Source organism: Variovorax sp. AC103 (genome assembly GCF_979254005.1).
The window spans coordinates 126,486-144,422 of sequence record NZ_CEEDFC010000014.1; the positions used below are offsets into that span (position 1 = coordinate 126,486).

Consider the following 17,937-nt stretch of genomic DNA (forward strand, 5'->3'; position numbering starts at 1 on the left):
AAATGATTAATGTCATGCTGACATTGCTGTTTGCAATGATCATGGGCTCGGGGCAGCTGGTGCTGTCCCAGGCATCGAAGGAAGTTTTTGCGCTGGGAGGCTTGTCGATCAATGCCTTGCTCACCAGCAAATGGCTGTGGCTCGGGATTTTCATCTATGGCTTTGCCATGATCTTCTGGGTTTATATCCTGTCGCGTTTCGACGTCAAATACGCCTACCCCATTTCTTCGACCGCGATTTTCTTCACCGCCATTTTTCAGGCCATCATTCAGCGCAACATGCCCAGCGGGAGCTATTGGCTGGGCTTGGCGCTGGTCGTGGTCGGGCTCGTCGTTCTTTCGATCGACAAGAAAATCTGAGTGCGGGCGTCGCAATTCCGATGAACAAGATTCGACTGGAGGCGCTGCAGGCGGACGGACTCGACGAGCAGATCGCCGTCGGTGCCGCGGTGTATTCGACCCCCGAAGTCACCGACCGCGAGCACCTTCGCTGGAAGCACCTGGGCAACCCGGGCGGCGTGTCCACGAGCATCAGCGCTCGAAACCCGCAGGGTGAACTGGTGGGGCGTTCATTCCTGCAGCCGCGGCGCGTGTCGCTGGGTGCGGCAGAGACTTGCGCAGGGGCCACGGTCACCGACCTCGTGGTGAAGCCCGAAGAGCGCAATGCCGCCACCATGATCTCCATGACGCGCGCGGTGCGTGCGCCCGAAGGCATCGACGTCGTGTTTCACACCTCGAACGAGGTGAGCGACATCTTCTATCGCAAGCTGTTCAAGTTCCCGGTGGCGTTTTCCTTGCAGGCGTCAGGCTTGCCGATCGGCGTTGCCGGCGCGATTGGGCGCTTCGTGTCGAACCGCGTGCTCATCGCATTCGGCAATTTCCTGGCGTCACCCTGGCGGCTGCTGATCCGCGCGGCCGCGGGCGCCTGCGCATGGGGCACCTGGCTGGTGTTCGGTCCGGTGCCGCAAGAAGCCGAAAGGGCCGAGGTGTTCCGGCGCTTTCGGGACTATGCAGGCCCTCACCTCGCGCGCGACGATGCGTTCGTCGACTGGCGGTTTTCCCAAGGCACCTTGTTCCGCGGCGACGTGAAGTGGCTCTGGAAAAAGCAGGAGTGCCTGGGCTACCTGGCGTTCAAGCAGGTCGAACTGGCCGGGCTGAAGATCATGGTCATCATGGACTCGGTGTTGTCGCGGCCGCTGTCGGGCGGAGAATCGGTGCACCTGAAGCTGATGGCGGCGCGCGTGGCGGCCGACGCCGGTTGCGACGCGGTGTTCACCATTGCGAACCTGAACAACCCGGCCTTGAAATGGATGGGCGGCTTTCCGTTCATCGGCATCCCCGACCGCCACCTGCCGCATCCGACACCGATATTCGTTCATGCCGTCGAGGGCAGGCGCGGCGCCATGGCGCGAGCGGACCTGTTCTTTTCGCTGGCAGACCTGGACTATTTTTAAACTGGAAGGAACATCATGAGTGACTTGGCAAAACAGATCGTCGACGAGGCGATCCTCGAAGTGAACGCGGACCAGGACGCCGATGCGCAGATCGCGAACGAGCCGCAGACCGCGCTGCTCAGCGAAGGCAGCAACGTCGACTCGCTCGCGCTGGTGCGCCTGCTGCTGGCCGTCGAGCGGATCATCGAAGAGAAGACCGGCAAGGCCATCACGGTGGTGGACGACACCGCCTTCGAGACCGAGCAGAGCCCCTTCGCCACCGTCGGCACGCTGCTGCAGCACGTGACCCACCTGCTGGCTTGAACATGCAGGACGGCCGCATTCTGATCACCGGTGCCAGCAGGGGCCTGGGCCGAGGGCTGGTCGAGCGGCTTCTCGCGGCCGGCGCCATCGTGTCGGGTTGCTCGCGGCAGTCGTCCGACATCGAGCATCCGAACTACACGCACTTCGTCGTCGACATCAGCGACGAGCCGAGCGTCGTCGCCATGTTCAAGGACATCGCGGCGCTCAAGGTGCCGTTGACGCTGCTGGTCAACAACGCGGGCGTTTCCCAAGCCAGCCTGGGCATCCTGACGCGGGCGGCCAATGCCGAGGCCATCATCCGCACCAACCTGCTTGGAACCTTTTTCGTTTCCCGGGAAGCGCTCAAACTGATGCAGCGCCAGAAGTACGGCCGCATCGTGAACTTCTCGTCCATCAACGTTCCGTTGGGCAGTGCCGGCAGTTCCCTCTACAACGCCAGCAAGGCGGGGGTCGAGGCTTTCTCGAACGTGCTCGCCAGGGAATGCGGCAACGCCGACATCACGATCAACACGCTGGGCCTGTCGCTCGTGAACAACTCGGGCATGCTTGAGGCGCTCGGCGAAAAGGCCGTGTCCGCCAAGCAGTCGAACATGCTGAAGCCGAAGGTGCTCGAGGTGGAGGAGATTCTTCACGCGGTGAATTTCTTTGCTTCTCCCCTGGCGCGCAACATGACGTGCCAGACGCTCTATTTCGGGGGGCTGTGATGACCGCCAGCACGAGCCACACCCAAAGCAGCACCGACGCTGACAGCGTCTCCACCTTCACCAACGGCAAATGGCGGCAGAACTGCTATGTGGTCGGCAATGCACAGCGCAAGGCGCTGATCGTCGACCCGGGCAGCGACGCAGAAGGCCTGCTCGCGCTTATCGACACGCTCGGCGTGACACCGGTGGCCATCGTCAATACGCACGCGCACTACGATCACATTGGCGCGGTGACCGCCGTGCAGGAAAAGTTCGGCATTCCGTTCTACCTGCACGGTGACGACGCCAAGCTGATGAAGCAGGCCAACATCTACAAAATCCTGTTCGAGAGCAAGACCAGCATCAAGGTGCCGGAGTTCGACCGCAATCTGGCCGAGCTGGAGGGCGACGAACTGGCGCTCGACGGGTTCGTCGTGCGCGTCGTGCGCACGCCGGGCCACACGCCCGGAAGCACCTGCCTGATCGTCGGCAACAACCTTTTCAGCGGCGACACACTGCTGCCCGGAGCCCCCGGCAGGACCGACCTGCCCGGCGGCGACAAGAAAAAGCTGGCGCAAACGCTTGAAGACCTGCGCCAGTTGGACGCGGGCTATCTCGTGCATCCGGGCCACGGCAAGCCGTTCGCCCTCGGCGAGTTCTGGAGCAAATTCGATGACAAATAACGCCGTCGTCGGTATCGAGGGCATCGGCTACAGCCTCGGCGCCCTGACCGTGACCAACGACCAGCTGCAGGCCGAGAACCCGCACTGGGACATGTCCAAGACCATCGAGCGAACCGGTGTGTCCTCCAGGCCGATCGCAGCCGAAGGAGAAACTGCGCTCGACCTCGCGATGCAGGCGAGCGCCGATGTGTTCCAACGCCTCGACATTGGCGCGGGCGACATCGATGCCCTGATCTTCTGCACGCAGACACCGGACCATGTGCTGCCGCCGAACTCGGTGCTGCTGCACGGCAGGCTGGGCATGCTGCCCTCGGTCATGGCCTTCGACATCACGCATGCCTGCTCGGGATTCGTCTACGCGCTGGGCATTGCGCGCAGCCTGGTCATCAGCGGCACCGCACGCCGTGTGCTGGTCGTCACCGCGGATACCTATTCGCGCCTGGTGCATCCGCTGGACCGGTCGATCCGGCCGTTGTTCGGCGACGGCGCCGCGGCCACGGTTGTTTCCGCGCAGCAGCCGAAGCTGCGTGTGATCGACGCGAGCTTCGGCACGTCCGGAAAGAACGCCGAGCGCTTCATTGTGAAGAACGGCGGCGCCCGCCATGCGTCGACCGCCGGCGGTGCGCCCGCCGAACCCGACCGCAGCGGCCGCATCTACAGCGACGATCACATCCGCATGGACGGCATCGGCCTGCTGAGCTTCTTCAACAACGCCGTGCCGACGGCGGTGCGCGACATGCTCGGCAAGCATGCGCTCGCCGTTTCCGACATCTCGCTGTTCGTGTTTCACCAGGCCAGCCGGCTGGCGCTCGACGGCATCTCGCGTGCGCTGCAGATACCCGAGCAGAAGATGGTCGTCGACATGGAGGACACGGGCAATCTCGTCTCGGCCTCCATTCCCGTGGTGCTGGCCAAGCTCATCGACAAGGGTGTCGTTGCCGAAGGCCAGACCATCGTTCTTTGCGGCTTTGGCGTGGGTTTGTCCTGGGCCACCGTTCTCATTCAAGTTTGAAGGCCAGACCGTGAGCCAGATCCAATTTCTTCTCGACCGATTTGCGTCGAAACCAGAAGCCCCGGCGGTTGTCTTTCGTGGCGCTTCCGTCAATTACGGCGAACTGTCGGCCGCCATTGCGCAGCAGCAGCAAGCGCTGGAAGCCGCAGGCGTGCAGCCCGGCGTGCCGGTGATCCTGCGCGGCGACTATTCGGCGCTGGCCGTGAGCATGCTGCTCGCACTCATCGAGCGTTGCTGCATCATCATTCCGCTGACGCCCGAGGCCTACGACAGCCTCGGCGCTTCGATCGACGACGTGGCGCCCGAATGGCTGATCGACGTGTCGAAGACCGAGGCCAGCTTCGAGAAGCTCGCCGCGGGTCCGTTGCCCGAGCTGTACAAGATCGTGATCGAGCGCGCCGCGCCCGGCCTGGTGCTCTTCACTTCCGGCTCGTCGGGCAAGCCGAAGGCCGTGGTGCACGATTTCTCCAAGCTCATGGAGAAGTTCCACGCGGTTCGCCCCGCGATGATCACCCTGAACTTCCTGCTGTTCGACCACTGGGGCGGCCTCAACACGCTGCTGCATTGCCTGTCGAACCTGTGCCTCATCGTCGTGCCGGCCGGCCGCTCGCCCGAGCAGGTGTGCGCGCTTGTGGCGGCACACCGCATCGAGCTGCTGCCGGCCACGCCGAGTTTCCTGAGCATGCTGCTGATCAGCAAGGCCTACCTGGGGCACGACCTCGGCTCGTTGAAGCTCATCACCTACGGCGCCGAGCCGATGCCCGAGACGACGCTGAGGAACCTGCGCAAGGTGTTCCCCGGCATCGAGCTGCGCCAGACCTACGGAATGATCGAACTCGGCGTGCTGCGCGCCAAGTCGCGTTCGCCCGATTCGCTGTGGGTCAAGCTCGGCGGCGAAGGCTACAACGTGCGCGTGGTCGACGGCATGCTGCAGATCCGCGCCGATTCGGCCATGCTGGGGTACATCAATGCGCCGAGTCCGTTCACGGAAGACGGCTTCCTCATGACGGGCGACCTGGTCGAAACCGACGGCGAATGGATCCGCGTGCTGGGGCGGCAGTCAGACATCATCAATGTCGGCGGCCAGAAGGTGTACCCGGCCGAAGTCGAGGCCGTGCTGCTCGATTGCCCCGAAGTGGCCGATGCCGTGGTGTACGGCGAGCCCAACCCGCTGCTGGGCAAGATCGTCTGTGCGCAGGTCATCCTGCGCGAGGGCTTCGACGAGGCGGCGGCGCGCGGCGGCATCCGCAAGCTGGGCAAGGAGCGGCTGCAGCCGTTCATGATCCCGGCCAAGATCAAGTTCGTGACCGAAATCGCGCAGTCGCACCGGCTCAAGCGTGTACGCGCCAAGTCTTGAACGCGAACCGTCGTGGCATGACCGCAGGCACCGCACTTTTTCTCTTTGCGCATCAGGACGACGAGTTCGGTGTGTTTCAGAAGATCCTCGATGAACGGGCCGCCGGCGCGCGGGTGGTCTGTGCGTTCATGACCACGGGCACTGTGGGCGGTGCGTCTCCCGAGGCGCGCAATCGCGAGTCGCTCGCCGTGCTGGAAAAGCTCGGCGTCGGGGCGGGCGACGTGATCTTTGCCGGGCAGCAGCTGCAGATCGACGACGGCGCGTTGATGCACCGCCTCGACGATGCCGCGGCCTGGTTGCGCGGCTGGATCGACGCCTGCCCGTCGCTGCGCGGGCTGTACCTGCCGGCCTGGGAGGGCGGCCATCCCGACCATGATTCATTGCATGCCGTGGGCGTTACCGTCGCGCTGCAGGCGGGGCTGCTGCACCTGGCAAGGCAATCGCCGCTGTACAACGGCTACAAGCGCCCGGGGCAATTGTTCAACGTCATGCGGCCGCTGCCCATGAACGGGCCGGTGGAGCCCGTCGCGGTTCCGTGGGGACACCGTATCGCGTTCATGCGCCATTGCCTCAGCTACCCGACGCAGCGCAAGACCTGGATCGGCCTGTTTCCGTTCGTGCTGCTGCACTATGTGTTTGGCGGGCGGGATGCAATGCAGCCGGTGGCTCCCGAGCGGTTGGCCTCGAGGCCGCATGAAGGGGCGCTTTACTATGAGCGGCGGCAATTCACTACTTGGGCGGCGCTCAGCGAGCGCGTTGCCACATTCACGCGCTCGAACGCTTGACCTCTTGACTCAGGGGGCAGAGCGCCCGTCCAGCAGCTTGATCGCACGCGTGACGTCTGCCTCGTCCGCGAAAGCCAGTAGCGCAGGCTGCTGCACTTCGATGAACTGCACCGTGACCCACCGGGCATCCGAAGGTATGGCCGAGGTGATCGCCGACAGGCGCAAGCCCTCGCCCCAACGCAAACGGTAAGACGACTCGAAATACGCCGCCATGCCGTTGCGCATCCAGGCGTCCATGAAGCTGTCGCCCACGAACAGAACCGGGTGCAGCAAACCCTTGCTGCCGGGAGCGACGTGGCTGACGTCGGTATACGGTGCCGGCCCCGACACGCTGGTGAACCCCCCTGGCCATTGCCATGACGGTGTCACGAAGAGGGACTTTTCGGACGGCGAACGCAGCAGCGGCATGAAGCGGGCGATGCCGCCGCTGTAGGACTGCGTTTCGTAGTGCAGCGGATGCGTCCACGTGCTGCCCGCAAGGCCTTCGGCACGGCTCATCGCGTCGACGACACCCTTGGCCACCGGGTAGGCCGCGGGGTCGTTCCAGTGAAAGTCGGTGCGATGGAAGATCGGCCGCGTTTTCTCGACGTCCTTCAGGATGGCCGTGCTGTCGATGAAGGTCACGTTGGGCACCTGCTTCAGCTTGTCGAGCAGGCTGTCGATGCGCCGCAAGGGTGGCCGCTCTGCAACCGAGGCCGGCAACTTGTCGGGCAGGAACCGGTCGCCCAGCAGGTTGACGACCATCACCATGCCGATGCCCTTTTGCTGCAGGGCTTCGGCATAGCGCCGCACGCCTTCGACCACGGCGGCCTCGTGCGTGCCGAGGTAGGCGTCGACGGCCGGCTTTTCGACGTCGAGCGTGCTGCGGTAGAACAGGTAGCCGTCCCGGCCCACGTGAACCTTGTCGGACACGCGGAACAGGCGGTAGTCGACCGTGGCCTTGAGCCGGATCAGCAGTGCCCGAAACCCGAAGTGGTCCGAGAACCAGCTGTTGGCCTGCTGCAGGTAGCGATCGGGGTGCGCCATGCTCGGCGGGGCCGCGAGCGTGCGCTGCTCGTCGATGGTCATCTCCGGCAGCCATCGCGTGGCCATCTGCAGGCCCGGCAGCAGCGTCAGGACGAAGAAGGCCGCGATGAAGATCCGGCGGGTGGCGGTGGAGCGCATCTCAGAAGCGGAAATAGATGAACGGATTGAATCCGTTGGCTGCGATCAGCATGGCCGAGTAGGCGAAGAGCACAAGGGCACCCAGCGATAGCACCGGCGCGGCGATCGAGTCGCCTGCGCGTTGCCAGGCGGAGAGCCGCCAGTTTTCGGGCACCAGCACCGCCACGCTGCCGATCACCAGAAAGAGCAGCTTGTCGGATGTCAGCACGGACCATGCGGCTGCGGGCGTCTCGCCTGAGGTCACGCCGGCCATTGCCATCAGGTAGTGCCCGGCCACGCCGGCCGACGGCGCCCTGAACAGCACCCAGCCGACCATCACCAGCAGCAGCGTGGTCAGCCAGCCGCTGAAGCCGCGCGGCGTCCAGCCGAACCGGTTCAGCGCCAGCCGCTCGATGACCAGCAGCACGCCATGGAACAGCCCCCACAGCAAGAAGGTGTAGGCCGCTCCGTGCCACAGGCCGCACAGCACGAACACGATGAGCAGATTGAGGTACGTGCGCACCGGTCCCGCGCGGTTGCCGCCCAGCGGGATGTACAGGTAGTCGCGGAACCAGCGCGACAGCGTCATGTGCCAGCGCCGCCAGAACTCGGTGATGCTGTGCGACCGGTAGGGCTGGTTGAAGTTTTCCGGAAACTTGAACCCCAGCATCCGGCCCATGCCGATCGCCATGTCGGAATAGCCCGAGAAGTCGAACAGGATCTGCAGCGTGTACGCCAGGATGCCGATCCAGGCGGCGGCGGTGCCGAGCTGGTCGGCCGGCAGCCCGAACATGCGGTCGGCGACCACGCCCACGTTGTCCGCAATGACGATCTTCTTGGCCAGGCCGAGGCAGAAGCGCAGCAGCCCGGCATGCACGTCTTCCAGGCGAACGGGGCGGTGCTGGATGCGGCTCACCAGCTCGCTGTAGCGCACGATCGGCCCGGCGATGAGCTGGGGAAACAGCGTGTGGTACATGCCGAAGTCGACCAGCGTGGGCGCGGGCGGCGCGTCGCGCCGGTAGATGTCGACGATGTACGAGATGCCCTGGAACGTGAAGAACGAAATGCCCGCAGGGAGCACGATATCGCTGAGCGTCCATGACGCGGGCATCTGGAGCGCGGCGGCCGCGTCCAATGCCGCGCGCTGCATGAAGTTCCAGTACTTGTAGTAGATCAACGGCACCAGGTTGGTGACCACGCCGACCGCCAGCAAGGCGCGGGCTCGGCCGTCGGCGGGCATGCGGTAAAGCGCGTTGCCGATGATCGCGTTAACGACCACCGACCCCAGCAGAACCACCGACACCAGCCCGGCGTCCACGAAATAGAACGCAAAGCTCGCCAACATCAGGAACGCGTTGCGCGAGCGTGCGGGAAGAACGAAATACAGCAGGAACACGATCGGCATGAAGCCGAACAGGAAGCCGGGCGAACTGAAAGTCACTTTGCGTTCTAGCCCTTGAACATGCGGCGCGCGGCGCGCAGCGGCTTGGTGATGCGCCACGACAACGAACCGGTCACCTGGCGATGGGCCTCTTCTACCTGGGACAACGCGGCGACCCGCTGCTGGCTTTCCTTCAGAAGCACGTCGCGCTCCGAAAGCACGCTGGCCGCGTGACGGTGGTCCTTCTGCAGGGTGCTCAGCTCTTTGTCGACATTGGCCAGTTGGGCGAGCACACGCTGGACGTCAGACGCCTTGGAAGCCAGTTCCTGGCGCGTGCTCTCGAGTTCCCAGCGGCGCAGCACGGATTCGCCGAGGCTGGAGAACACCTCTTTCACCGCCTTGGCGCCGGCCTGATCCTTGGGCAGGTCCAGGAGCTTGCGCACTTCCGCCGGCTGGTTGGGGCCGACGGCCAGCACGCCCAGGCCTGCCGAGTGATCGAACTCGAAGCCGGGATACTTCTTCGTGATCTCGGCCCAGTATTGCCACACGCCGAAGTCGCGCTCGCGCACGTTGGTGTCGTGGAACAGCACGATGGCGCGGTCCGACAGCTTGGGCAGCCAGCTCTCGAAGTCATGCTTCACGGCCTCGTAGGTGTGGAGCCCGTCGATGTGCAGCAGGTCGACCGAGCCGTCCTCGAAGTAGGTTGTGGCCTCGTCGAAGGTCATGCGCATGAGACGCGAAAAACCCGCGAAATGCTTGTCGTTGAACGCCGCCAGGTCGTTGTAGACGCTGTCGCCATAGAAGCCCGCGTGCTCGTCGCCCTGCCAGGTGTCGACCGCATAGCACTTGGTGTTGAGGCCCTCGTTCTGCACGGTCTGGCAGAAGGCCGCATACGACATGCCGAAGTGCGAGCCCAGTTCGACCAGCACGCGAGGCTGCTGCACGGCGGTGAGCCATGCGCCGAAGGGCACATGCCCGGTCCAGCCGCTGGAGACCAGGCGAAGCGGGCGGATGAACATGGCCAGGTTGGGCTGGACGGCGTCGAAGATCATGGTTTCTGGCTGGTGTGTGGCTGGAAAAAGCGGGCTCGATTGTGCAGCAGGCCCGGCAAGCGCTATTTCGGCGTCACCGAGAAGCGGCCGACCTTGATCACGGCGCCCGTGAAAAGCTGCTCGATGGCGATTTCATGCTCGCCTTCAGCGCTGAAAAGCGCCGGTGCGAAAGCTGCCGTGATGGCGGCCGGGGAGACGCCGGTTGACGACGCGGGGTTGCCGTCCAGCGTTATCCGGACGTCACCGATGTCGTCCGCGTCGGCAACCTGCACCCAGATGCCGGCGCTGCCGTCCGGTTGGGCGTTCGGCACCGTACCGGCAGGTGCCGAGCGCGGTCCCCAATTCAGGATGCGCATCCTTGCGGCACCGGCGGCCAGCTTGGCGAGTTCCTCGGTGCTCTTCTGCAGGAATTCGGGCTTGCTGGCGAGCCCGGGGTTGCCCTTGGCAACGAAGAGCTCGAGTTCGGGCTTCAGCGGATTGGGCACGCGCTGGAAGTTGTCGGCAAAGTACCGGTAGGTCAGTGGATGCGAGTTCTTGAAGCGCAACTGTTCGTCGCCATCGAGTGCCAGGTCGTAGATCAGCGCAAAGCCCGGATCGGCGGCCTTGATTCGCGCGATTTCCACCTCCTCGAACGCGGCGGGGCGGGGGAACAGCGCATAGATCTCCCACACCGGCGACTTCTGGTTCAGCAGCGCGTAGGCCCCGGGCCATAGCGGCGCAGCGACGAAGTTTCGTCCCCCCGCCGCGTACTGCCTGGCAATCCGGCGGAGGACGTCCACTTCCTTGGCAGTGGCCGGGTCCACGCGCATGCGGCTGGTGGACACCTCGACGTCCACGCAGCGCTCGGCGGAGCGGCATTGCCAGCCTGCGTGATAGCCGTACATCGTCAAGACACTGGCCGCGAGCAGGGCGCCCACGACCCCCCAGCGGGTTCTTGCGCCCGGCTTTGCGAGCGCGAGCGCGAAGCAGCCGACGAGCAGCGGGAAAATCCCGAAGGCCAGGTGATAGAAGTCTGCGCGCGAGAAGGCGTAGTGCGCATACGGCAGTGCAAGGAACGCGGATGCGGCGAACGCAGGCACCACCGGCTTGCGCTGCCAGCGGCTCCAGACCACCCAGATCATCGCAACGATGCCGAACGCGAGCGTCGCAATGAAGAACACGCCGAGCATCACGTCGCGCACGATGGCCGCTACCGGCCCTGAAAAGTCGGCGCGCCAGGGCCAGGGCACGGGCAGGCCGATGTTGGTCGCCTTGATTTCGAACAGGAAGCGAATGCCCTCCCAGTACGCCGATGCGAACCCGGGAACCAGCAGCAGCATCGCGACAACGGGCAAAAACCCGAGCGCGACGCCGGCGGCGAACAGCAGCGCTGCGCGCACGAACGCGGGGCCCTGCGTGCGGTGGAGATTCAGCCAGAGGATGGTCGCGCCCGCCGCGGCAAGTCCGTACATGCCGTGGTTGCGGCCCATGAAGGCCGAAAAGCCCACGCACACGCCCGCCAGAACGTAGCGGCGCGCGGTGGGGGCCTCGATCAACATCGTCAGCGCGCCGATCAGCAGGATCGACGCGCACATGTCCGCCATCTTGAAGTGCGGAATCATCCAGACGGCCAGGGCGATGGATGCGGCGGCGAGATACAGGCGATTTCGGTCCGGCCGGGCACCTCGGGCAATGACCAGCAGGCCGCAGAAGAGCCCCGCCACCTGCAGCACGGCGCCCGAGGCCCGCAACCCGATCATGCCCGTGTCACCGCCCCAGAGCCCCATCAGCGCGGCGGACCAGTAGTAACGGAACGGGTCATAGGCCTGGAAGTCGCGCAACGGGACCTCGCCGTGCATGACGCGCTGCACGCCGTACCAGAAGAAGCCTTCGTCCCAGAGATTCAGGCCCTTGGCGCCTTCCCAAAGAAAAAGCGCGAGCGCCGTCAGGGCGGAGATAGCGAGGATCGGAAGCAGCCGGGCTTTAGTGGAAGGAATGGACGCGTGCATCTGTTTCGGCTGGCTGGGTCGTGGAACCGCGTGGAGGCCAGGCGCCTCCCGAGGTTTAAATTGTCTCCAAATTGTGTCCGATAATCCCCTGGGGGACTTCGGGGCTGAATCTTCCGACGTACGGCCCCGTATCAGGGCAACAACGCAGAAGGGCCAGAGCATTGAAAAAAGTAGCGATCCTGCAGTCGAACTACATCCCGTGGAAAGGCTACTTCGACCTGATCGGCTCAGTCGATGAGTTCATCCTGTACGACGACATGCAGTACACACGCCGCGACTGGCGCAACCGCAACCAGATCAAGACGCCGCAGGGCGTGCAGTGGCTCACGGTGCCGGTGCGCGTCAAGGGCAAGTACGACCAGAAAATCAGGGACACCGAGATCGACGGCGGTGATTGGGCCACCGCCCATTGGAAAGCGCTCGCGCAGAACTACGCGCGCGCACCGCACTTTGCCGATATCGCCGCCTGGCTCGAACCTCTCTACTTGGCCGCTTCGTACACCCACCTGTCCGAGCTCAATCGCCGGTTCATCGAAGCGGTCTGCGCTTATCTGAGGATCGATACGGTCATCAGCGATTCGAGCGACTACACGCTGGTCGAAGGCAAGACCGAACGCCTGGCGGACCTGTGCGCGCAGGCCGGCGGCACCGAGTACGTGTCGGGCCCGTCCGCCCGCGACTACGTGGACGAAAGCGTCTTCGAGCGCAGCGGCATCCAGCTCACTTGGTTCGATTACGCCGGCTATCCCGAATACCCCCAGCTGTGGGGCGAGTTCGCGCACGGCGTGACCGTGCTCGATCTGCTGTTCAACTGCGGCAAGGATGCGGGTCGCTTCATGAGGCATGCAGGCCTATGAAGCTCTCGATCGTTGCAACCCTGTACCAATCCGCGGCCTACATCGACGAGTTCTGCAGCCGCACGGGAGTCGCCGCGCGGCAACTCGTCGGCGACGACTACGAGATCGTGCTCGTGAACGACGGTTCGCCGGACAACAGCCTCGATGTCGCGGTGCAACTCACGCAGCGCGACAGCCACGTGGTGGTGGTCGACCTGTCGCGCAACTTCGGGCATCACAAGGCCATGATGACCGGCCTGTCCGCGGCACGCGGCGAGCGCGTCTTCCTGATCGACAGCGACCTCGAGGAAGAGCCGGAATGGCTGACCTCGTTCGCGGCCCAGATGGAGGCCGACGCGTCCGACGTGGTCTATGGCGTGCAGGCCGAGCGCCGTGGCGGAGCCTTCGAGCAGATGACCGGCACGCTGTTCTACAAGCTTTTCCGCACGCTGACCGGCATCGTGCAGCCGAACAACATCGTCACTGCGCGGTTGATGACGCGCCGCTACGTCGACGGACTGCTGATGCACGAAGAGCGCGAGCTGAACATCGGCGGCCTGTGGGTGATCACCGGTTTCCGGCAATCGCAGCAGGTCGTTCGCAAGCACGCGACCAGCCCGACAACCTACTCGCTGTCGCGCAAGTTCAGTCACCTCGTGAACGCGATCACCTCGTTCAGCAGCCTGCCGCTGGTTTTCACTTTCTATTCGGGGCTGTTGATTTCGGCTTCGGCGCTGCTCTACATCGTCTATCTGTTCTTGCGCTATCTCCTGGGTGCGGCGCCGCCCAGCGGCTACACCTCGATCGTTGCGTCGATCTGGCTGTTTTCGGGCCTCATCGTTTTCTTCCTTGGGGTTCAAGGTATCTACATCGCGAAAATATTCTCCGAGGTGAAGCGCCGGCCCTACACCATCGTGCGGCAGGTCTTCGCTCATCCGGACAGGGCAGGCAAGCAGATATGAGCAATGTCGATCGTTTCGTCCCGTCCGCTTCTTACGGGTTGTTGGACCGCACGCCGGAAGGCTCCCCTGTGGACCAGGCGGCCGAGCAGGTGCGCCACCTCGGGTATGCGCTGCTCGATGCAGGCTATGCGCCGGCAGAGCTTCGGGGTATTTCCGATGCTTTCGAGAGTGCGCGCAAGGCGTACATCGAAACGCACGGAGAGGCTCGGCTGCGCAGCCTGGACGAGTTCTACACCGTCCGGTCGTTGCTGACCCAGCCCGCGGGAAAAGACACCTTTCTCGCACTCGCGCTCAACCCGAATCTCATGGCGGTGTTGAAGCAGCTGATGCAGGGTAAGTTCATCCTCAACCAGCAGAACGCTATCGTGAACCCTCCGCAGGAGGGCTACAACCAGAGCGCATGGCACCGAGACTTGCCTTATCAGCACTTCGTTTCGTCGAGGCCATTGGCGATCAATGCGCTCTTCTGTGTGGACGACTTCACCTTCGACAACGGCGCCACATTCGTGCTTCCCGCGTCGCACAAGGCCGAGCCCTTTCCTTCTCGCTCCCACGTGGAGCGCAATGCCACGCAGATCGAGGCCAAGGCGGGCTCGTTCATCCTGCTCGACTGCATGATGTTTCACGCGGGTGGTTTCAACAAGACGAATGTTGCGCGCCGGGCTGTGAATCACGTCTTCAACATTCCGTATTTCAAGCAGCAGATCAATCTCCCGTCGAACATCGATGGAGCGAACCTGTCTGCCGAGGCACGGGACATTCTCGGGTTCGGGTACGTGGAGCCGGCCTCGGTGGGTGCTTATCTCTCCAGCCGCGAGTCAAAAAAATCATGACCTATCTTCTCGTCGGAGGACCATGAAAATGGCCGTCTTGCCTCCCGGAACACTTTTGCAGTTGATGTATCTGAAAGAACGCTTGCGCAGTGTTCCGGCAGGTCGATTCATCGAGATAGGCCCTGGCAGCGGCGAGATCACGCGCCTGTTGCTCGATCATGGATGGACAGGTTCGTCGTACGACCTTGAAAGCCGCACGATCGACAGCCTGAAGCAACGCTTTTCGTCGGAGATATCGGGCGGGCGTTTCATGCCCGTCAACCATGACTTCCTGCAGGCCCCGGCCGACCAGGTTGGAAAGGCCGATCTCGTCATTTCATGCATGGTGATGGAACACATGGACGATCAGGGGCAGCATGCGTTCATGCACAAGGCTCTGCAGGTGCTCCAGCCACAGGGTGCAATGATCGGCATCGTGCCGGGATCGCCAGCGCACTGGGGCATCGAGGATGACATTGCGGGACATTGCCGACGCTACACCCGCACGGCCATCAAGGAACTGGTTTCCGAGAGTGGCTGGAAACTCAAGCATGTCGCGGGCCTCACCTTCCCGATATCCAATTTCCTGTTGCCTGTTTCCAATTACCTGGTCAACAGGGCGGAGCGCGCCAAGCTGAATCTCTCGCTGGTCGATCGCACCAAGGCGTCGGGTCGCCGGCAGGTCGCGTTCAAGACGCACTTTCCTTCCTTGCTCGGTGTGGTGTTGAATCCCGTCACCATGTTCCCGGCCTTTCTCATTCAAAAGCTCTTCGCCCGCTCCGAACGCGCGCTGGTGCTTTACTTCGAAGCAAGCCCTGCAACACGGGCGCAAGACAAATGACGTCCGACTCCCGCCAAGCTCTGCTCTCCGAAGTTGCCGACTACTACACCGGCAAGCTGGCCGAGCACGGTGAAAGCCCGCGTGGCGTTGACTGGAACGGTGAAGAAGGCCAGGTGCTTCGCTTCGAGCAACTGTGCAAGGTCATCGCCGGAGACGGGCCGTTTTCTCTCAACGATCTGGGCTGCGGATACGGCGCCCTTTGCGACTTTCTGGTGCCCCGGTACAAGGCGTTCGAGTACACAGGCATCGATGTGTCCGAAGCCATGGTGCGTGCGGCCGAGCGGCGTTACCAAGGCAAGCCGAACGCGCGCTTTGTCGGCGCAAGCGAAGCCGATCGGGTGGCCGACTACAGCGTGGCGAGCGGCATTTTCAATGTGCGAATGGGCCGGTCCGATGCCGAGTGGCAGGCTTATGCGGAGGCGATGCTCGATACGCTGGATCGAGCGAGCGCCAAGGGCTTCGCATTCAACTGCCTGACTTCCTATTCGGACAAGGACAGGATGCGCGCCGATCTCTACTACGCCGACCCACTGGCATTGTTCGACCTGTGCAAGCGCCGGTATTCGCGCAACGTCGCATTGATGCATGACTACGGCCTGTACGAATTCACGATGATCGTGCGGAAGACACCATGAAAAAAACGAAAAAGCTCGTCATCTTCGGTTGCGGCGATATCGGGCAGCTCGCGCACTATTACTTCAGCTCGGACTCCGGGTACGAGGTCGTGGCTTTCACGGTCGATGCGGCCTTCGTGCCCGGGCCGGAGTTTTGCGGTCTCCCGGTCGTCCCGTTCGAAGAACTGACCGAGCGTCATTCGCCGGGCGATGTCGACGTGTTCGTGGCGCTCAGCTACTCCAAGCTCAACGCGGTGCGAAAAGAAAAGTACCTGGCAGTCAAGGCGCTCGGATATCCGTTGGCAAGCTTCATCAGCTCACGCGCGACGGTGCTCAATGAGGGCCGCATCGGCGAGAACTGCTTCATCTTCGAGGACAACACGATCCAGCCCTTCGTCACGGTCGGCAACAACGTGACGCTGTGGAGCGGCAATCACATCGGCCACCACTCGGTGATCGGCGATCACTGTTTCATCGCTTCTCATGTGGTGGTGTCGGGCGGCGTCGAGATTGCTGAGCAGTGCTTCATCGGCGTGAATGCGACGCTGCGCGATCACGTCAAGGTCGGTGCGCGTTGCGTGATCGGCGCTGGCGCGCTGCTGCTGGCCGACGCGGAGCCGGAGGGCGTGTACATCGGCGCGGCGACGGAGCGCTCGAAGGTGCCTAGCACGAGGCTGCGGGGTATATGACGCATCACTGGCAAAAGCTCGGCCTGCTCTATTGCCCGTCCGGCGACCGGCGCCATCCCAAGCTCCTGTCGCACGCAGCCAATCCGCTGCCGGTGCACATGGAGGGAGATGTCTTTCGTGTCTATTTCAGCGGACGCGATGCGCTCCAGCGTTCCTCGGTGGGCGCGGTGGATGTCGACATCGTCCAGCGCCGGGTGGTGAAAGAGCACGCGGAACCGTTTTTCGAACACGGGCCTGCAGGAAGTTTCTATGCGGATGGTGTCAGCGTTGGCAACTGCTACGACACCGCTGGTTGCAAGCACATGCTTTTCATGGGCTGGCAGAACCCTTCGGACGCTCATTGGCGCGGCGATATCGGGCGGTTGCAGGTCGGCGAAGACTTCGGCCTGACGATGGTCGATGCGGCGCCTTTGCTAGCGTCCGACGCGACCGATCCGCTGAGCCTCTCCTACCCGTGGGTGATGCGAGCCGGCCAGGATGCGCGTTTCGACATGTGGTACGGCTCCACCCTGAACTGGGACGCCGGCAATGGCGAGATGCTTCACGTCATTCAACATGCCAGTTCCGCCGATGGCGAACGCTGGGAAAAGGATGGGCTGGCGGTGCCTTTCGAGATCGGCGTGGCGCAGGCCTATTCGAGGCCGACCGTGGTCCGCGATGCGCAAGGGCTTCACATGTGGTTTTCCTATCGCGGCAAGGTCGGTCAGACGTATCGCATCGGGTATGCCTTCTGCCCGGCGGGCGGCAGTTGGGAGCTTCGGCTCGCGGACACGGGCATCGACGTGTCGAGCGACGACTGGGATTCCGAAATGATCGAATATCCCTTCGTGTTCGAGCATGACGGGCTGCGCTACATGCTCTACAACGGCAATGGATATGGCCGCAGCGGCTTCGGTCTTGCGGTTGCAGGCCGTGAATAAATTTCGGTGGGCCGCGATCCGAACATCGGCGGGGCAGTTGTTGCGCTACGGCTTGCTGGGGTTGGCCACGAACATTGCGGGCTTCCTTGTCTATTTGCTTGTGACGCACCTGGGGGCGCCGCCAGCGGCCACCATGAGCTTCTTCTATGTGATCGGCGCGATCCTGGGGTTCTGGGGCAACAAGCGCCTGACGTTCGCGCACCAGGGCGGTGTGCTGGCGAGCGGCATGCGCTACGTGCTTGCGCATGCGGTGGGCTACTGCCTGAATCTGTCGCTGCTTCTGGTCTTCGTCGGCAAGCTGGGCTATCCGCATCAATGGGTTCAGGGAGGGGCGATCCTGATCGTCGCCGGCTACCTGTTCCTCGCATTCAAGTTTTTTGTTTTCAAGAACCCGGAGCGCGAATGACGCGCGGGGCAGCAAGG

The 17,937-nt window shown here is 63.4% G+C and carries 20 protein-coding genes; 16 read left to right on the forward strand and 4 right to left on the reverse strand.

Annotation, left to right across the window (positions count from 1 at the left end):
- Nucleotides 1–14: 14 nt before the first annotated feature.
- From AC0IYU_RS20755 to AC0IYU_RS20790, 8 genes are read left to right on the forward strand one after another with little or no spacing between them, the layout of a single operon-like run.
- Entirely contained in the window at nucleotides 15–359 is a 345-nt protein-coding gene (locus tag AC0IYU_RS20755) for a hypothetical protein (protein WP_435445284.1), read from the forward strand.
- Nucleotides 296–1,453: a hypothetical protein gene (locus AC0IYU_RS20760; protein ID WP_472120597.1), complete on the forward strand. Its 1,158-nt coding sequence runs from the start codon at nucleotides 296–298 to the stop codon at nucleotides 1,451–1,453. The genes AC0IYU_RS20755 and AC0IYU_RS20760 overlap by 64 nt, the downstream gene beginning before the upstream one ends.
- 15 nt (nucleotides 1,454–1,468) lie before the next feature.
- A complete protein-coding gene (locus tag AC0IYU_RS20765; RefSeq protein ID WP_472120599.1) occupies nucleotides 1,469–1,756 on the forward strand; it encodes a hypothetical protein in 288 nt (95 codons plus the stop codon).
- 2 nt (nucleotides 1,757–1,758) lie between these two features.
- Entirely contained in the window at nucleotides 1,759–2,460 is a 702-nt protein-coding gene (locus AC0IYU_RS20770) for an SDR family NAD(P)-dependent oxidoreductase (RefSeq protein WP_472120734.1), read from the forward strand.
- The gene (locus AC0IYU_RS20775; RefSeq protein WP_472120601.1) at nucleotides 2,460–3,122 is read left to right on the forward strand and encodes an MBL fold metallo-hydrolase; all 663 of its coding nucleotides are present in this window, start codon (nucleotides 2,460–2,462) and stop codon (nucleotides 3,120–3,122) included. Before AC0IYU_RS20770 ends, AC0IYU_RS20775 begins: the two co-directional genes overlap by 1 nt.
- Nucleotides 3,112–4,134, forward strand: coding sequence for a 3-oxoacyl-ACP synthase III family protein (locus AC0IYU_RS20780; protein WP_472120603.1), 1,023 nt, complete (start codon nucleotides 3,112–3,114; stop codon nucleotides 4,132–4,134). The genes AC0IYU_RS20775 and AC0IYU_RS20780 overlap by 11 nt, the downstream gene beginning before the upstream one ends.
- 10 nt (nucleotides 4,135–4,144) lie before the next feature.
- Entirely contained in the window at nucleotides 4,145–5,491 is a 1,347-nt protein-coding gene (locus AC0IYU_RS20785; RefSeq protein ID WP_472120605.1) for an ANL family adenylate-forming protein, read from the forward strand.
- A 17-nt stretch (nucleotides 5,492–5,508) separates the two neighbouring features.
- Nucleotides 5,509–6,276: a PIG-L deacetylase family protein gene (locus AC0IYU_RS20790; RefSeq protein ID WP_472120607.1), complete on the forward strand. Its 768-nt coding sequence runs from the start codon at nucleotides 5,509–5,511 to the stop codon at nucleotides 6,274–6,276.
- Nucleotides 6,277–6,285: 9 nt separating this feature from the next.
- Here AC0IYU_RS20790 and AC0IYU_RS20795 read toward each other — a convergent pair whose 3' ends face one another.
- From AC0IYU_RS20795 to AC0IYU_RS20810, 4 genes are all read right to left on the reverse strand, one after another.
- Complete coding sequence (locus AC0IYU_RS20795) at nucleotides 6,286–7,440, reverse strand: alginate O-acetyltransferase AlgX-related protein (protein ID WP_472120609.1); 1,155 nt, start codon at nucleotides 7,438–7,440, stop codon at nucleotides 6,286–6,288.
- A gap of 1 nt (nucleotide 7,441) precedes the next feature.
- Entirely contained in the window at nucleotides 7,442–8,860 is a 1,419-nt protein-coding gene (locus tag AC0IYU_RS20800; RefSeq protein ID WP_472120611.1) for an MBOAT family O-acyltransferase, read from the reverse strand.
- Nucleotides 8,861–8,868: 8 nt separating this feature from the next.
- On the reverse strand, nucleotides 8,869–9,852 hold the full coding sequence (locus tag AC0IYU_RS20805) for a class I SAM-dependent methyltransferase (protein ID WP_472120612.1): 984 nt from the start codon (nucleotides 9,850–9,852) through the stop codon (nucleotides 8,869–8,871).
- A 62-nt stretch (nucleotides 9,853–9,914) separates the two neighbouring features.
- The gene (locus tag AC0IYU_RS20810) at nucleotides 9,915–11,840 is read right to left on the reverse strand and encodes a hypothetical protein (protein ID WP_472120614.1); all 1,926 of its coding nucleotides are present in this window, start codon (nucleotides 11,838–11,840) and stop codon (nucleotides 9,915–9,917) included.
- Nucleotides 11,841–12,001: 161 nt separating this feature from the next.
- Between AC0IYU_RS20810 and AC0IYU_RS20815 the strand changes: the two genes are divergently transcribed.
- From AC0IYU_RS20815 to AC0IYU_RS20850, 8 genes are read left to right on the forward strand one after another with little or no spacing between them, the layout of a single operon-like run.
- Nucleotides 12,002–12,697, forward strand: a complete 696-nt coding sequence (locus AC0IYU_RS20815) for a WbqC family protein (RefSeq protein WP_472120616.1) — start codon at nucleotides 12,002–12,004, stop codon at nucleotides 12,695–12,697.
- Nucleotides 12,694–13,638 carry a glycosyltransferase family 2 protein gene (locus AC0IYU_RS20820; protein ID WP_472120618.1) on the forward strand — a complete coding sequence of 315 codons (945 nt, stop codon included), beginning with the start codon at nucleotides 12,694–12,696 and terminating at the stop codon, nucleotides 13,636–13,638. The genes AC0IYU_RS20815 and AC0IYU_RS20820 overlap by 4 nt, the downstream gene beginning before the upstream one ends.
- The gene (locus AC0IYU_RS20825) at nucleotides 13,635–14,471 is read left to right on the forward strand and encodes a phytanoyl-CoA dioxygenase family protein (protein ID WP_472120620.1); all 837 of its coding nucleotides are present in this window, start codon (nucleotides 13,635–13,637) and stop codon (nucleotides 14,469–14,471) included. The genes AC0IYU_RS20820 and AC0IYU_RS20825 overlap by 4 nt, the downstream gene beginning before the upstream one ends.
- Nucleotides 14,472–14,493: 22 nt before the next feature.
- Nucleotides 14,494–15,291, forward strand: coding sequence for a class I SAM-dependent methyltransferase (locus tag AC0IYU_RS20830; protein ID WP_472120621.1), 798 nt, complete (start codon nucleotides 14,494–14,496; stop codon nucleotides 15,289–15,291).
- On the forward strand, nucleotides 15,288–15,926 hold the full coding sequence (locus tag AC0IYU_RS20835) for a class I SAM-dependent methyltransferase (RefSeq protein ID WP_472120623.1): 639 nt from the start codon (nucleotides 15,288–15,290) through the stop codon (nucleotides 15,924–15,926). Before AC0IYU_RS20830 ends, AC0IYU_RS20835 begins: the two co-directional genes overlap by 4 nt.
- Complete coding sequence (locus tag AC0IYU_RS20840; protein WP_435445269.1) at nucleotides 15,923–16,594, forward strand: acetyltransferase; 672 nt, start codon at nucleotides 15,923–15,925, stop codon at nucleotides 16,592–16,594. Before AC0IYU_RS20835 ends, AC0IYU_RS20840 begins: the two co-directional genes overlap by 4 nt.
- The gene (locus tag AC0IYU_RS20845) at nucleotides 16,591–17,514 is read left to right on the forward strand and encodes a hypothetical protein (RefSeq protein WP_472120625.1); all 924 of its coding nucleotides are present in this window, start codon (nucleotides 16,591–16,593) and stop codon (nucleotides 17,512–17,514) included. Before AC0IYU_RS20840 ends, AC0IYU_RS20845 begins: the two co-directional genes overlap by 4 nt.
- The gene (locus tag AC0IYU_RS20850) at nucleotides 17,471–17,920 is read left to right on the forward strand and encodes a GtrA family protein (RefSeq protein WP_472120627.1); all 450 of its coding nucleotides are present in this window, start codon (nucleotides 17,471–17,473) and stop codon (nucleotides 17,918–17,920) included. The genes AC0IYU_RS20845 and AC0IYU_RS20850 overlap by 44 nt, the downstream gene beginning before the upstream one ends.
- Nucleotides 17,921–17,937 lie beyond the last annotated feature (17 nt).

Excerpts from the sequence above, each read along its gene's own strand:
- AC0IYU_RS20755 (WP_435445284.1), top strand. The coding sequence starts at position 15 with ATGCTGACATTGCTGTTTGCAATGATCATGGGCTCGGGGCAGCTGGTG.
- AC0IYU_RS20765 (WP_472120599.1), top strand. The coding sequence starts at position 1,469 with ATGAGTGACTTGGCAAAACAGATCGTCGACGAGGCGATCCTCGAAGTG.
- AC0IYU_RS20770 (WP_472120734.1), top strand. The coding sequence starts at position 1,759 with ATGCAGGACGGCCGCATTCTGATCACCGGTGCCAGCAGGGGCCTGGGC.
- AC0IYU_RS20775 (WP_472120601.1), top strand. The coding sequence starts at position 2,460 with ATGACCGCCAGCACGAGCCACACCCAAAGCAGCACCGACGCTGACAGC.
- AC0IYU_RS20780 (WP_472120603.1), top strand. The coding sequence starts at position 3,112 with ATGACAAATAACGCCGTCGTCGGTATCGAGGGCATCGGCTACAGCCTC.
- AC0IYU_RS20790 (WP_472120607.1), top strand. The coding sequence starts at position 5,509 with ATGACCGCAGGCACCGCACTTTTTCTCTTTGCGCATCAGGACGACGAG.
- AC0IYU_RS20795 (WP_472120609.1), bottom strand. The coding sequence starts at position 7,440 with ATGCGCTCCACCGCCACCCGCCGGATCTTCATCGCGGCCTTCTTCGTC.
- AC0IYU_RS20805 (WP_472120612.1), bottom strand. The coding sequence starts at position 9,852 with ATGATCTTCGACGCCGTCCAGCCCAACCTGGCCATGTTCATCCGCCCG.
- AC0IYU_RS20810 (WP_472120614.1), bottom strand. The coding sequence starts at position 11,840 with ATGCACGCGTCCATTCCTTCCACTAAAGCCCGGCTGCTTCCGATCCTC.
- AC0IYU_RS20820 (WP_472120618.1), top strand. The coding sequence starts at position 12,694 with ATGAAGCTCTCGATCGTTGCAACCCTGTACCAATCCGCGGCCTACATC.
- AC0IYU_RS20825 (WP_472120620.1), top strand. The coding sequence starts at position 13,635 with ATGAGCAATGTCGATCGTTTCGTCCCGTCCGCTTCTTACGGGTTGTTG.
- AC0IYU_RS20830 (WP_472120621.1), top strand. The coding sequence starts at position 14,494 with ATGAAAATGGCCGTCTTGCCTCCCGGAACACTTTTGCAGTTGATGTAT.
- AC0IYU_RS20835 (WP_472120623.1), top strand. The coding sequence starts at position 15,288 with ATGACGTCCGACTCCCGCCAAGCTCTGCTCTCCGAAGTTGCCGACTAC.
- AC0IYU_RS20840 (WP_435445269.1), top strand. The coding sequence starts at position 15,923 with ATGAAAAAAACGAAAAAGCTCGTCATCTTCGGTTGCGGCGATATCGGG.
- AC0IYU_RS20845 (WP_472120625.1), top strand. The coding sequence starts at position 16,591 with ATGACGCATCACTGGCAAAAGCTCGGCCTGCTCTATTGCCCGTCCGGC.
- AC0IYU_RS20850 (WP_472120627.1), top strand. The coding sequence starts at position 17,471 with ATGGCCGCAGCGGCTTCGGTCTTGCGGTTGCAGGCCGTGAATAAATTT.